Below are 13,542 nucleotides of genomic sequence, written 5' to 3'. Positions count from 1 at the left end.
AAGTCTAACAAATCATTCCAGCCAACCGCTAGTGCGTTGTCTGCTAAACACTCAAACTAATCATTTCTGCAGCAGCAGTGCGTGTTTTATCAGTAATCATTGAACCTCCTAAAATACGGGCAATTTCATCCACGCGCTGATCATCAGACAATTGCGCAACTGTAGTTTGTGCGCCACTCTGTTCTTGTGCTTTTTGCACGCGCAAGTGTTGATGACCAAAGGCAGCGACTTGCGCTAAGTGGGTGATGCAAATGATTTGATAATGTTGGCTGAGTTGTTTGAGTTTTTGTCCAACCACTTCAGCGACTGCGCCACTAATGCCGACATCAACTTCATCAAAAATCAAAGTTGGGGTATATTCACTATCGCTACTGACGACTGAAATTGCTAAAGAGATGCGCGATAATTCACCGCCTGAGGCGACTTTTTTTAAGGCTTTAAAATCACTGCCCATATTGGTTTGGACTAAGAAATCAACGCTTTCATCGCCGTTGTAATGCACTCCGAGTGCTTTTTTTGGCAGATCAACTTTAAACACACTGCCTGGCATGCCTAAGACTTGCATCGCCTCAGTGACTAAGTTTGATAATAAGCTGGCTTTTTCAAGTCTAACTTTGCTTAGGGCTTTAGCTTGTTGGTGATATTGTTGCGCCAAAGTTTCTTTTTGTTGTTGTAGACCATCTAGTGATGCACTAGCACCGCCAATGTCTTGTAGGGACTGTGCAATGTTGTCTTGAGTGGTGATTAATTCGGTGATTTGACAGGTATGTTTGCGTGCTAAATCGTGTAGTTCACTTAAACGCGCTTCCAGCTCAGCAGTGGTCTGCTCGTCAAATGACAGACTGCTCAAATAATGATTGAGCTCATAAATGGTTTCTTGAGTTTGTACTTGTGCACTGGAAAGCATTTGTGCAATTGGCGCGAGTTTTTCATCAGTTTCAAGTGCTTGATTGAGCACATGGCTTAAATTTAGCAACTGTGCGTTAGCGCCTGACTCTTGTTCGAGTTGGTTTAACACCTGTGTGGTTTTTTCAAGCAAACTACTGGCATTTGCGCTAGTTTTAAAACTATGCTCAATTGTGTCAAGCTCATCTTGGGTAAGGGCAGAGTCTTTTAATTCTTGCAATTGGTGTTGTAATAATTCTTGCTGTTGCTGTTTGAGGTCTTGGTTGTTGCTTAGTTCGTTAATTTGACTGTTAATTGTATTGTATTCAGACACAATCGTATTAAGTGTATCGCATAACTCAGAGCTTTGTGTATAAGCGTCTAATAAGTCACGCTGCTGATTGTTGCGCAATAAGAGTTGGTGTTCGTTTTGACCGTGCATATCAATCAATAATTCACCCACAGCCTTCATGATTGAAAGTGGCACATTGACACCATTCACAAAGGCTTTTGAGCGACCATCGCTACTAATAATACGACGCAGAATACACTCCCCATCTTCCTCTAACGATTGTTCTTGTAAATAGTTTTGTATCTTTTTTTGACCTGCCACATCAAAGGCGGCACTTACTTCAGCCTTGTCTTGCCCGTGACGCACAAGTGTGGAATCACTACGATGACCCAATGCTAAATTTAAGGCTTGCAGAAGAATAGATTTGCCAGCACCCGTCTCACCAGTTACGGTGCTCATGCCAGGTTCAAAAGATAAATCAAGCGCCTCGACAACCGCTAAATTTTTAACCGATAATTGAGATAACATAGCCTTACACTAGAGTTTGGTGCCCCAATGTAATTTGGAGCGAATGATCTCAAAGTAATCATAATTTTTTGGGTGCAACAAGTCAATGGCACTGCTGTATTGGTGCAGACGAATGTCTTGCCCTGTCTTAATGGGAACCGAGGTTTGCCCATCAAAACTAACAATTGCCCCATCTTCTGAGTTCTTTACTTTAATAACTATTTCACTATCACCTGGTACCAGCAAAGGGCGGTGACTCATGGTGTGCGGACAAATAGACACCAAGCCAATAGCATCTACACCGGGGTGCATAATAGGCCCGCCACTTGACAAAGCATAAGCAGTTGAGCCAGTTGGTGTGGTGATAATCAATCCATCAGCACGCTGATTGCTGACAAATTTATCGTCAATAAATAAATCAAATTCAATCATTTTTAAAGTTTCTGTTCTATGAACAACCGCATCATTGAGTGCCAAGAATTGCCCTAATATTTTGCCATCTTGTTCGACTTGGCACGATAGCAGGCGACGCTCTTCTTTGGTGAAGTCGCCATTTAATACTTCGCTCACAATCTCTTCCATATTAGTGACAGGCACATCTGCTAAAAATCCGAGTCTGCCTAAGTTAATACCCAATATTGGGATTTTTTTATCAACAAAAGTGCGAGCAGTGTTTAATAAAGAGCCATCACCACCCACAACAATAATCAAGTCTGCTTGTTCGGTAATTTGCTTATCATCCTGTACTACGGCTACATTTTTATCTTTAAGCAAGGTGATTAATTCTCTTGCTTTATCATCGCTGCGTGGGTCATTAGGCTTGGTGATAATTCCAATTGTGTTAAACATATTAATTATTGTTGTTGATTTATTTATAATAGACACTACATAGACAAAAATATACACGAGTTGAGTACTAAAAAATGACAAAAAAGCAAACACAAAGCAAAAAAAAGACAACAACCCCAGTAAAGAAAGAAACTAAAAATAAAAAAGAAGCAACAACTGCAGATATTGAAGCGGCAATCAAAAACGCTTCAAGCTTACCTGAAAGCGATGACTTGCAAGCGCAATTAGCAGAAGCACAGCAATCTGCCAAAGATAATTGGGACAAGGTGGTGCGCGCTCAGGCTGAAATGGAGAACCTAAAACGCCGTAATGCCAAAGATTTAGAAAACGCGCACAAGTTTGCACTTGACGGTTTTGTTAAAGCCTTGCTTGAGGTAAAAGATTCTTTAAGTATGGGACTTAAAACTGCCAAGGAAGAAACAGCCACAATTGAAAGTATTATTGAAGGGCTAGAAATGACGGATAAAGTTTTTCTTTCTACCATGGTAAAGTTTGGCGTTGAGGCTATCCACCCAGAAGGAGAGCCCTTCAATCCCGAATTACATGAAGCTATTACCATGTTAGCGATGCCTGATAAAGAATCTAATACTGTTTTGGATGTCGTGCAAGTTGGCTTTACACTGAATGGCCGTCTAGTGCGTCCAGCGATGGTGGTCGTGGTTCAGTAGTTTTTTAGAGACTTCTTTGCGGTTATGGTATAATTCTCGCTCATTTTTTATTTTATTAAGGAAACATATGAAACTAATTCTTTTAGGTGCGCCAGGTGCTGGCAAGGGCACTGTTGCAAAATTACTAACCAAAATTGATGGCTCGGTTCAAATCTCTACTGGTGATATTCTACGCGCGGCAGTTGCTGCTGGTACGGAACTTGGCAAGCAAGCTCAAGCAGCGATGAAGGCTGGCGATTTGGTGTCTGATGACTTAATTATGGGCATTATGGAAGAGAGGCTGCAGGAAGATGATTGTAAATCTGGTTATTTATTAGATGGTTTTCCGCGCACGATTCCACAAGCAGAAGCTTTAAAAAAATTGCTTGATAAAATGGGTGAAAAATTAGACGCCGCTGTTGAGATTGATGTTCCTCGCGATGTTATTCTTGATCGTTTAACCACGCGTCGTACTTGTACTGGTTGTGGTGCAATCTATAATATAAAGTCTAATCCAACTAAGGTTGAAGGCATTTGTGACAAGTGCGGCGAGAGCGTAGTTCAACGCGATGATGAAACTGAAGAAGCCATCAGCAATCGTTTAAATGTTTATAATGACCAAACAGCTCCTTTGGTTGGTTTTTATAAAGAAGAAGGTTTATTACTTAGCGTTGATGCGACTTCATCTGATTCAGTTATCAATGCTATTAAAGCAAAAATTGGCTAATTAAATCACTTTTTGTGAAACTCAAAAACCCCGCTCGTATTCGGGGTTTTTTTATGGTTTTTATCAAGATTTTGTAACTTATAACGCTTATCTTGCATAATAGACAAAAAGGCATTACTTGCGCAAGGGATTGATATTAGTCAATAATGTTTACTTGCTATGCTTAAGCGTATAACATATACAAATATTACGATACTAAAGGGGAGAGAATGAAACACATTTTATTATCTTTATTTTTATTAACATCTTTGTTTGTCAATGCGCAGGATGAGCTACTACCTGCGGATAAGGCATTTGCTTTTAAGGCTGAGATTGTTGATGACAAAATCTTATTGAACTGGGATATTGCCAAGGGTTATTACCTTTATAAGGAAAAAATCAAGATTGTCTCAGACCATTCACAGCGTTTAGGTGAAGCACAGTTTCCTATTGCAAAAATCAAAAATGATGAGTTTTTTGGCAAAGTTGGTGTTTATCGTGATAATGTTTTGGTTAGCGTTCCTGTACTTGAGGGAGAGTCAAAGCTTATTGTTGTCAATGTTGAATTTCAAGGTTGTGCAGATTTAGGTGTGTGCTATCCACCCATGACCAGGTCGGCTACACTTAAGGTTGGCAGTAGCAATAAATCGCTGATTGATAGTGCGTTTGATGTACTATCTAAAACTAAGTCTGCCATGCAATCAATCGTTGATAAGACGATAGAAATCTCTGACGAGCCACTACCTGCAGATAGGGCATTCTCCTATTCAGTGAGCGCAATTGATACTAATACTTTGCGCGCTAGCTGGAAAATACATCCAGAATATTATCTTTATCATGACAAATTCTTCATTGATATCAAGGGTGCAGAATTTGATGATGTTAATTTTCCAAAGGGAGAAATTAAAGAAGATGAATTTTTTGGCAAAGTTGAAGTGCACAAAGGTGAGTTCAGTGTTGATATTCCATTAACCAATATTCAATCATCACAAGTTACCTTTATTGCCAAGTTCCAAGGTTGTTGGTTGGGCGGTATTTGCTATCCACCAGTGGAAAAAAGCACAGATATTGTACTATCTAAAGCAACAGAAAGCAGTGCAACTGATTCTGTTAAAACACTGCCAAAATCAGTGCTGAGCGCTACAAACACAAACAGCGAGTCATTAAATGAAACTGACAAAATTACCGCTTTATTGCAACAAGATAATATTTTATGGATATTGGTAAGTTTCTTTGGTTTTGGCTTATTGCTTTCATTAACTCCTTGCGTGTTCCCGATGATACCGATTTTATCAGGCATTATTGTTGGGCAAAAAGGTGAGATAACCACCAGAAAAGCGCTTATTATGTCGATTGTATTTGTGCTTGCTATGAGTGTTACTTATTCAATGGCAGGTGTGTTGGCCGGCTATTTTGGTGAGAATTTGCAAGTGTTGTTCCAAACACCTTGGGTGCTGATGGTATTTAGTGCGATTTTTGTGGCGCTGGCATTTTCAATGTTTGGCTATTATGAGATTCAATTGCCGTCTGGTCTACAAAATAAGATTACCAACATCAGTAACAAGCAAGAAGGCGGTAACTTAATTGGTGTGGCAATTATGGGCTTTTTATCAGCACTGATTGTTGGCCCTTGTGTGGCGCCACCATTAGCAGGTGCATTGATTTATATCGGGCAAACAGGTGACGCTGTACTGGGTGGGCTGTCTTTATTTGTTTTGAGTTTGGGTATGGGTGCACCGTTGTTGTTAGTGGGCGCTGGTGTCAGTAAACTGCCTAAGGCCGGTGGCTGGATGGATAATGTTAAATATGTATTTGGTATCTTAATGTTGGCAGTGGCAATTTATTTGCTTGATAGAATTATCACGCCGTATGTGTCGTTGATATTGTGGGCATCACTGTTTACTTTGTCGCCAATTGCAATGGGTGCGCTAAATTCTTTTACCAGCACAACTGTTGCGTGGCAACGCATTCTTAAAGGTATCGGTTTATTGATAGTAATTTATGGTGTATTGTTATGGGGCTTAGTGGCTCGTGGTGGCGGCGATATGTTAGCACCATTATCGGGTTATGGCACGAGCGTTCAAGCAGAAAAAGCACATATTGCTTTTGAAAAAATCAAATCAAGTGATGATTTAGACCGTGTGCTTGCCAAAGCACAGGGCAACAATCAAATTGTGATGTTGGATTTTTATGCAGACTGGTGTATTTCTTGTAAAGAATTAGAGCGCTTTGTGTTTTCAAATGTTAAAGTAGTTAGCGAGATGAAAAATGTTATTGCCTTGCAAGCGGATGTTACTGCCAATGATGCGACTGATAAGGCTTTAATGGCGCGTTTTAGTATTATCGGCCCGCCAGGAATTTTATTTTTCAAAGCGGGTGTTGAAAATCGTTCACAGCGTATCGTCGGTGAAATTAATGCACAAGATTTCCTTAAACATTTGAATAATTCAAAGTAGTTAAAACACCTATAAATATGCCTAACATCGGCGATATTGGTGGTAAAATTGGTCGTTTATGTTTTATAAACCGTAAAGATGGATATTTTATTGCTGAATGGTCCCAACCTAAATATGCTTGGTACGCGTGAACCAGAGCAATACGGTGTGCAAACCTTGGATGATATTGTTGCTCGTATAAGTGCGTTGGCTACTGATGCAGGACTATCAATTGAGCATCATCAGGACAATTCAGAGGCTGGGTTGATTGACAAGGTTCACGCTGCCAGTAAGAACGGCACAAAATATATCATTATTAATCCTGCGGCATTCACGCATACTTCTGTTGCTTTGCGCGATGCAATGTTAGCAACAGACATTGCTTTTACAGAAGTGCATTTGTCTAATGTTTATAAACGAGAGGCATTTCGCAAGCAATCTTATTTTTCAGACATCGCAGAAGGTGTAATTTCGGGTTTTGGTGCACAAGGCTATGAATTTGCACTTGATGCCGCAATTACATATATCAAGGAGCATTAAAAAATGGACATTCGTAAAGTAAAAAAACTCATGGAACTGCTAGAAGAATCTGGCATGGCAGAAATCGAAATTGTAGAAGGTGAGGAATCAGTTCGCATCTCTCGCTACGGTGATGCACCAGTAGCCGCACCTGTACAAATGGCTGCTCCTGTGGCTATGGCGCCTGCGCCAGTTGCCATGCCTACTGCTGAAGCGTCAGACGCACCAGCCACTGTTGATGGACATCCAATTACTTCACCAATGGTAGGTACATTCTATGGCGCCGCATCACCCACTTCTGAAGCATTTGTTAAAATTGGACAGCATGTTAATCAAGGCGAGACTATTTGCATTGTTGAGGCGATGAAGATTATGAACCAAATTGAAGCAGACCAATCCGGTACAGTGACTGAAATTTTGTGCAGTGATGGCGATGCAGTTGAGTTTGCCCAAATCTTGGTTGTTATCCAATAAGGTTGTTGCTCAATGAATAAAATTAATAAAATTTTAATCGCCAATCGTGGCGAAATTGCATTGCGTATTTTGCGTGCCTGTAAAGAGCTGAGCATTAAGACGGTTGCCGTGTATTCAACGGCCGATAAAAGCCTCAAGCATGTGCGTTTGGCAGATGAAGCCGTGTGTATTGGTCCGCATCCATCAGCAGATAGTTATCTCAATATTCCAGCATTGATTGCAGCGGCTGAGATAACGCATGCAGATGCCATTCATCCCGGCTATGGTTTTTTATCTGAAAGTGCAGACTTTGCACAACGAGTAGAAGAAAGCGGGTTTATCTTTATTGGTCCGCGTGCGCAAAATATCCGTGTAATGGGTGATAAAGTAGCAGCGATTGAGGCTATGCAAGGTTCAGGCGTTCCTTGTGTTCCTGGTTCTGATGGCGGGCTTGGCACAGATGATAAGCAAAATATTGCGACTGCTAATAAAATTGGCTTTCCAATCATCATTAAAGCTTCTGGCGGTGGCGGCGGTCGTGGCATGCAAGTGGTAGAAAAAGAATCTGATTTGCTTGCTGCTATTGAACTTGCCAAAACTGAAGGGCAGAGCTTTTTCGGTAATCCAGAGGTGTATATGGAAAAATTCCTAACCACACCACGCCATATTGAGATACAAATATTGGCTGATGAGCATGGCAATACAGTGCATTTAGGTGAACGAGATTGTTCGATGCAGCGCCGTCATCAAAAAGTAGTGGAAGAAGCACCCGCACCCGGTATAACACCTGAGTTGCGACACAAAATTGGCAATGTTTGCGCTGATGCTTGTAAGGCAATTAACTATCGTGGTGCAGGTACTTTTGAGTTTTTATTTGAGAACGATAAATTTTATTTTATTGAGATGAATACACGCGTGCAAGTTGAACATCCAGTGACCGAAATGATTACGGGGATTGATATTGTGCGTGAGCAAATCTTGATTGCAGACGGGCAAGAACTTTCATTCACGCAAGATGATGTAAAAATTAAAGGCTTTGCAGTTGAATGCCGTATTAACGCAGAAGACCCAAATAACTTTATGCCATCACCTGGAAAAATTACACAATTCCATGCTGCGGGTGGCTTAGGTGTGCGTGTTGATTCACATGTGTACAACGGTTACAGCGTGCCACCGCATTATGATTCGATGATTGGCAAACTGATTACCTTTTCTGATACTCGATTGGGTGCGATTATCAAAATGCAAAATGCTTTGGACGAAATGGTAATTGACGGTATTAAAACCAATATCCCGTTGCAAGCGCGCATTATGGCAGATGAAACTTTCCGCAAGGGTGGGATGAATATCCATTATCTTGAGAAAATGCTAGGGGAGCATTGCAGTGCACTTTAAATTAGACAATTTTAAACCCATAAAATCGGCAGAAATCAAAGTAAATGATTTAACGCTAATTTTTGGCGATAATAACACGGGAAAAACCTATCTTGCTTATGCTTTATATGGATTGCTATCCAAATGGGGGAATATTGCACTGGGGATAGAATTTTTAGACAAAGAGCAACGAAAATCTTTTTTGGGTAATAAGCAAATAAAAATCAATAAAAGGGATTTGAACAAGGAGGAAATTTTAAACAGCCTTGCTCTCGCTTATGCTAAAACGATGGCATCTGAAGTTTTTCTAAGTCAGTCTGAACTATCTCCAAAAATACAACTGTTAAATATTGACTTCGTTAAAAACAAAAAAATTAAAAGACAAATTGGTCAAGATGATTGGCTTTATCTAACTATAAACGAAGAATCTATTGAAATTCAAATAGACAGCGAATATGAAATTGATTTTAGGATGGTTAACCATCTAATATTAAAAGAAATTTTCAGTGTTCCCAATATTTTTATTTCTGTTTCTGAAAGATTGGGCATTAGTTTATTTCAAAAAGATTTAGATGAAAATACAGCAAATATTATGGAACGGCTCAAAAAAAATAAAGATTTAGATCCTTTTCAAATATTATTTGATCATACATCAAGATATGCATTACCTGTTAAAGATAATATTGATTTTATGCGTGCAATTGAAAGACATCAAAAATCAAAATCAGAGTTAACGGTGGACTTGTCAACACATATAGAACATATGTTTGATGGCAAATTAAAACACAATGGCACTGAGATTAGATTTTTAAACAACAAAAGAAAAGACAATAAAATGGATATTCCATTACACCTTGCTTCTGCCTCAGTGCGTGCTTTGTCTAATTTATATTTCTTTCTCAAGCATAAAGCAAAAAAAGGTGATTTAATTATTATTGATGAGCCAGAAAGTCATTTGAGTTTAGCAAAACAAAGGTTGCTAGCCAAATTGATTGCCGATTGCATCAACAACGGTTTAAAAATATTGCTTACCACGCATAGTGATACTTTGGTTTTAGAGATTAATAATTTAATTATGTTAAGTAATGAATTTGATGACAAAGATTCATTTATGAAAAAACATAAATATCAACAGGCACATATTATTGACCCTGAAAAGGTTAGCGCCTATATTGCTAAAGATGGTGGTGTTAGTGAATGCACAATTGATCAATATGGCATAGAAGTTGAAAGTATGGATAAGGCGATTGATGACCTGAATACTATTAGAGATGGATTGGAAGCAATAATTAATGACTAAATTTAAGAATTTTTTTGATACACAAATTACCAAAGAAACTGTAACTATTTTTGGGGAAAGACAGCAGAAACATTCAGTTTTACTTGATAAAAATGAAGGTCAAGAAATTGAGTATTTTAAGTTAGACGAGCTCATTCAACCCTGGAAAGTCCAAAACCTGAAAGCCTGTGATTATGTTTTGGTTGACCATGACAAAAAGAAGGTGTTACTTTGTGAATTGAAAAATTCAAGGGGTAATGCTACAATTTCATCAGCAAGGAAACAATTAGATCATTCAAAACATATTGTTAATTTATTTTTAAATATTTTGAAGAAAGATACCTATTCATATGCCTTGTTAACATTGACTAAAAGGAGCATGGATAAAGGAAGAATACGGACTAAGGAAACTCAAACACACGAGTATTTAGAGACGAGTAAAAAAGGTTTTAAATTCAACAGTTTAAGTTATGAATAAAATAAAAGTAGGCATCATCGGCGGCACAGGCTATACAGGCATTGAATTGTTGCGTTTATTACACAACCACCCAAAGGCAGAAGTGATTGCCATTAGTTCTCGTTCAGAGGTTGGGCGACGGGCAGACAGGATGTTTCCGTCTTTGGTTGGACATTGTGATTTGGTTTTTTCTTTGCCAGATGCTGCAATCTTAGATGAGTGCGATGTGATATTTTTTGCCACACCACATGGCGTGGCAATGGAAGGCGCGGGTGCATTCATTGAAAAAGGTATCAAAGTGATTGATTTGGGTGCAGATTTTCGCCTAAATGATAAAGACGAATATCAAAAATGGTATGGTTTAGAACATACGCAAGATAATTTATTGTCATCGGCAGTTTATGGACTGTGTGAGATTAATCGTGAGCAAATTAAAAATGCCGCTTTAATTGCCAATCCAGGTTGCTATCCAACCGCCATCCAACTAGCACTCAAGCCTCTAATTGACAATAAATTAATTGATTTGCCCCATATTATTGCTGATTGTAAATCAGGAGTGAGTGGTGCTGGACGAGGCGCCAATCAAGCCAATTTATTGTGCGAAGTTAGCGAGTCATTTAAAGCCTATGGCGTTGGCGGGCATCGTCATTATCCAGAGATTAAACAAGAATTATCACTATTAGCAGGCAAGAGCGTGAGCTTGACATTCGTACCACACCTTGTGCCAATGATTCGCGGTATGCAAGCCACACTTTATGTAGACCTATTAAATAGTGAGGTTGATGTACAATCCGTATTTGAAGATGCTTACAAAGATGAGCATTTTATTACCGTGTTAGGTGCTGGAAACTCGCCTGAGACGCATAGTGTGAAAGGTTCTAATTTTTGTCAAATCGCCGTGCAAAAAGCACCTGATGGTAATAAATTAGTTGTGATGTCAGTGATTGATAACTTAGTTAAAGGCGCCTCAGGGCAAGCTATCCAAAATATGAACATATTATTTGGAATGGATGAGTGGTTAGGATTAGAGCAAATTGGATTGACACCTTAAGGGAGAAAAATATGGAAGCAGTACAAACTTTAGAAAACTTAGAGCCAGCAGATATTGTTTTTAGTGATAGCGCCGCTAAAAAAGTATCCGATCTTATTCAAGAGGAAAAAAACGACAATTTAAAATTGCGTGTATATATCACAGGTGGCGGTTGTTCTGGTTTTTCCTATGGATTTACTTTTGATGATAAGTCCAAAGAAGGAGACTCTGGCGTTGAGAAAAATGGCGTACAGTTGGTTGTTGACCCAATGAGTTATCAATATTTAATTGGCGCAACCGTTGATTATTTAGAAGACCTGCAAGGCTCTCGTTTTATCATTCACAACCCCAACGCTAAAACCACCTGTGGCTGTGGATCGTCTTTTTCGGTGTAAGAACAAGTCTTAACAAGTCATAATTAAATTATGAAAGGCGTTAATCCTACAATTTTAACTTGGGCGAGAGAACAGTCAGGCTTCTCACTTGATGATATTGCTACACATTTTAAAAAAGAACCTCAGTTTATACGAGACTGGGAGAATGGCATATCCAGCCCCTCATTTCCACAATTAGAAAAGTTAGCTAATAAATATAAACGCCCTACAGCATTATTTTTCTTTCCAGAGCCTCCAGAAGAGATGTTAATTAGCCAATCATTTAGGACTTTACCAGAACAAGAGGAGAGCTATATTCAGCCATCTTTACGCCATATCATTAGAAAAGCAAAGGTAATGCAAATGAACTTGTTTGAGTTGAATAATGGCATTAATCCTGCTGAAAAATTACTGTTACATTCAATTAATGTCCGTAACAAATCAATTGACGATGTTGCAAAGGAGCTTAGGCTATTGATAGAGATTGATTTAGAAAAGCAAAGAACATACAAAAAACCCGAAGTTGCTTTTAAGGCTTGGCGTAATGCTCTAGAGAAATTCGGGATATTTGTTTTTAAGGACGCTTTTAAAGACGACGGTTTTTCTGGATTTTGTTTGTATGATGAAGTTTTTCCTGTTATTTACATTAATAATAGTTTGCCACCTTCTAGACAAGTCTTTACTTTGTTTCATGAATTAGCGCATCTTTTGTTTGGCATTAATGGGATTGAAATGCGATCTGATAATCAAGATTACCTTAATAAATTATCTGAAACCAATAAGAGAATAGAAGTATTCTGTAACGCTTTTTCTGGCAAGTTTTTAGTGCCTGATGCTGCATTTGATCGGTATCTTGACAAAAAAGTAAATGATGCTGTCCTAGAGAGGTTTGCCAAACAATTTGCAGTTAGCCGTGAAGTTATTTTAAGAAAATTTTTAGACAATCAAAAAATAAAAACCGATTTTTATAACGAAAAAGTTAAACAATGGAAAGATGAGTATAAAAGGCAGAGTCAAGATGAATCATCAAGTGGCAATTCTAACTATACTAAAAGAGTATATTTGGGTGACAACTATATGGAATTAGCATTTTCTCAATATTATAATAACAATATATCTACCCAGCAGTTAGCTGATTATTTAGATGTTAAGCCTTGGCGTATCCCAACAATGGAGTCCTTGATTTTTGAAGATGGCGGTCGTTTATGACTTATGTTTTTGATTCTAATACGCTGATTAAAATTTTTAATCATTATTATCGAAACCAATTTCCTTCTTTTTGGGAAAAATTTGACAAGTATGTGGCTAATGGGAAAATAATTTCCGTTAGGACGGTTAAAACAGAATTACAAGATGGCAGGGACATGTTGGCTGACTTTGTTAAGTCAAACGGTATTTTTGATATGCCAACCGATGATGAGACTGACTTTATAACAGAAATATTTAAAGTTAAGCATTTTCAGGGTTTAATTAATAAGAAGGCTAGACTGCAAGGAAAAGAAGTTGCAGACCCTTATTTAATAGCTAAGGCAAAAGTATTAAATATTTGCGCTGTAACCGAAGAAAAACTCAAGGATAATGGCGCAAAAATTCCCAATGTGTGTCAAAATTTTGATGTCTGTTGTATGAATTTAGAGCAATTTATGCAAAAAGAGGGGTGGTCTTTTTGATAACAAGGTGCACTAAACAAAAAGAACAATCAACTTTATCAGTTAAATACAAGACTATTCAGGGT

At 38.5% G+C, this 13,542-nt stretch carries 14 protein-coding genes; 12 read left to right on the top strand and 2 right to left on the bottom strand.

Annotation, left to right across the window (positions count from 1 at the left end; genetic code table 11):
* Positions 1-43: 43 nt before the first annotated feature.
* Both recN and BHECKSOX2_RS00395 read right to left on the bottom strand, forming a co-directional pair.
* A complete protein-coding gene (gene recN, locus BHECKSOX2_RS00400) occupies positions 44-1,705 on the bottom strand; it encodes a DNA repair protein RecN (RefSeq protein WP_139682001.1) in 1,662 nt (553 codons plus the stop codon).
* A gap of 9 nt (positions 1,706-1,714) precedes the next feature.
* Positions 1,715-2,533, bottom strand: coding sequence for an NAD(+) kinase (locus tag BHECKSOX2_RS00395; RefSeq protein ID WP_139682000.1), 819 nt, complete (start codon positions 2,531-2,533; stop codon positions 1,715-1,717).
* A gap of 74 nt (positions 2,534-2,607) precedes the next feature.
* On the opposite strand from BHECKSOX2_RS00395, the gene grpE reads away from it, so the two are divergent.
* The 12 genes from grpE to BHECKSOX2_RS00335 all read left to right on the top strand — a co-directional run bounded on the left by grpE (position 2,608) and on the right by BHECKSOX2_RS00335 (position 13,477).
* Positions 2,608-3,201 (top strand): nucleotide exchange factor GrpE, encoded by a 594-nt coding sequence (gene grpE / locus BHECKSOX2_RS00390; RefSeq protein ID WP_139681999.1) that lies wholly within the window; start codon positions 2,608-2,610, stop codon positions 3,199-3,201.
* 67 nt (positions 3,202-3,268) lie between these two features.
* Positions 3,269-3,907: an adenylate kinase gene (locus tag BHECKSOX2_RS00385; protein ID WP_139681998.1), complete on the top strand. Its 639-nt coding sequence runs from the start codon at positions 3,269-3,271 to the stop codon at positions 3,905-3,907.
* A 209-nt stretch (positions 3,908-4,116) separates the two neighbouring features.
* Complete coding sequence (locus tag BHECKSOX2_RS00380; RefSeq protein ID WP_139681997.1) at positions 4,117-6,342, top strand: protein-disulfide reductase DsbD; 2,226 nt, start codon at positions 4,117-4,119, stop codon at positions 6,340-6,342.
* Between the two features lie 78 nt (positions 6,343-6,420).
* Complete coding sequence (gene aroQ, locus BHECKSOX2_RS00375; protein ID WP_090718449.1) at positions 6,421-6,861, top strand: type II 3-dehydroquinate dehydratase; 441 nt, start codon at positions 6,421-6,423, stop codon at positions 6,859-6,861.
* 3 nt (positions 6,862-6,864) lie between these two features.
* Positions 6,865-7,314 (top strand): acetyl-CoA carboxylase biotin carboxyl carrier protein, encoded by a 450-nt coding sequence (accB, locus tag BHECKSOX2_RS00370; protein WP_139681996.1) that lies wholly within the window; start codon positions 6,865-6,867, stop codon positions 7,312-7,314.
* 12 nt (positions 7,315-7,326) lie between these two features.
* On the top strand, positions 7,327-8,688 hold the full coding sequence (accC, locus tag BHECKSOX2_RS00365) for an acetyl-CoA carboxylase biotin carboxylase subunit (RefSeq protein ID WP_139681995.1): 1,362 nt from the start codon (positions 7,327-7,329) through the stop codon (positions 8,686-8,688).
* Entirely contained in the window at positions 8,678-9,967 is a 1,290-nt protein-coding gene (locus BHECKSOX2_RS00360) for an AAA family ATPase (RefSeq protein ID WP_180323587.1), read from the top strand. Before accC ends, BHECKSOX2_RS00360 begins: the two co-directional genes overlap by 11 nt.
* Positions 9,960-10,424, top strand: a complete 465-nt coding sequence (locus tag BHECKSOX2_RS00355) for a hypothetical protein (RefSeq protein ID WP_139681993.1) — start codon at positions 9,960-9,962, stop codon at positions 10,422-10,424. Before BHECKSOX2_RS00360 ends, BHECKSOX2_RS00355 begins: the two co-directional genes overlap by 8 nt.
* Positions 10,417-11,454 (top strand): N-acetyl-gamma-glutamyl-phosphate reductase, encoded by a 1,038-nt coding sequence (gene argC / locus BHECKSOX2_RS00350; protein ID WP_139681992.1) that lies wholly within the window; start codon positions 10,417-10,419, stop codon positions 11,452-11,454. Before BHECKSOX2_RS00355 ends, argC begins: the two co-directional genes overlap by 8 nt.
* A gap of 11 nt (positions 11,455-11,465) precedes the next feature.
* Positions 11,466-11,828, top strand: coding sequence for an iron-sulfur cluster insertion protein ErpA (gene erpA / locus BHECKSOX2_RS00345; RefSeq protein WP_090718422.1), 363 nt, complete (start codon positions 11,466-11,468; stop codon positions 11,826-11,828).
* 30 nt (positions 11,829-11,858) lie between these two features.
* The gene (locus BHECKSOX2_RS00340; RefSeq protein WP_139681991.1) at positions 11,859-13,016 is read left to right on the top strand and encodes an XRE family transcriptional regulator; all 1,158 of its coding nucleotides are present in this window, start codon (positions 11,859-11,861) and stop codon (positions 13,014-13,016) included.
* Positions 13,013-13,477 carry a PIN domain-containing protein gene (locus BHECKSOX2_RS00335; protein WP_139681990.1) on the top strand — a complete coding sequence of 155 codons (465 nt, stop codon included), beginning with the start codon at positions 13,013-13,015 and terminating at the stop codon, positions 13,475-13,477. Before BHECKSOX2_RS00340 ends, BHECKSOX2_RS00335 begins: the two co-directional genes overlap by 4 nt.
* The last annotated feature ends 65 nt before the right edge of the window (positions 13,478-13,542 follow it).

This window comes from thiotrophic endosymbiont of Bathymodiolus puteoserpentis (Logatchev), assembly GCF_900127505.1.
GTDB lineage: Bacteria > Pseudomonadota > Gammaproteobacteria > PS1 > Pseudothioglobaceae > Thiodubiliella.
This window is presented reverse-complemented; position numbering and strand designations above follow the sequence as displayed.

Coding starts and splice junctions, on each gene's coding strand:
- recN (WP_139682001.1), bottom strand. CDS start 1,705: ATGTTATCTCAATTATCGGTTAAAAATTTAGCGGTTGTCGAGGCGCTT.
- BHECKSOX2_RS00395 (WP_139682000.1), bottom strand. CDS start 2,533: ATGTTTAACACAATTGGAATTATCACCAAGCCTAATGACCCACGCAGC.
- grpE (WP_139681999.1), top strand. CDS start 2,608: ATGACAAAAAAGCAAACACAAAGCAAAAAAAAGACAACAACCCCAGTA.
- BHECKSOX2_RS00385 (WP_139681998.1), top strand. CDS start 3,269: ATGAAACTAATTCTTTTAGGTGCGCCAGGTGCTGGCAAGGGCACTGTT.
- BHECKSOX2_RS00380 (WP_139681997.1), top strand. CDS start 4,117: ATGAAACACATTTTATTATCTTTATTTTTATTAACATCTTTGTTTGTC.
- aroQ (WP_090718449.1), top strand. CDS start 6,421: ATGGATATTTTATTGCTGAATGGTCCCAACCTAAATATGCTTGGTACG.
- accB (WP_139681996.1), top strand. CDS start 6,865: ATGGACATTCGTAAAGTAAAAAAACTCATGGAACTGCTAGAAGAATCT.
- accC (WP_139681995.1), top strand. CDS start 7,327: ATGAATAAAATTAATAAAATTTTAATCGCCAATCGTGGCGAAATTGCA.
- BHECKSOX2_RS00355 (WP_139681993.1), top strand. CDS start 9,960: ATGACTAAATTTAAGAATTTTTTTGATACACAAATTACCAAAGAAACT.
- argC (WP_139681992.1), top strand. CDS start 10,417: ATGAATAAAATAAAAGTAGGCATCATCGGCGGCACAGGCTATACAGGC.
- erpA (WP_090718422.1), top strand. CDS start 11,466: ATGGAAGCAGTACAAACTTTAGAAAACTTAGAGCCAGCAGATATTGTT.
- BHECKSOX2_RS00340 (WP_139681991.1), top strand. CDS start 11,859: ATGAAAGGCGTTAATCCTACAATTTTAACTTGGGCGAGAGAACAGTCA.
- BHECKSOX2_RS00335 (WP_139681990.1), top strand. CDS start 13,013: ATGACTTATGTTTTTGATTCTAATACGCTGATTAAAATTTTTAATCAT.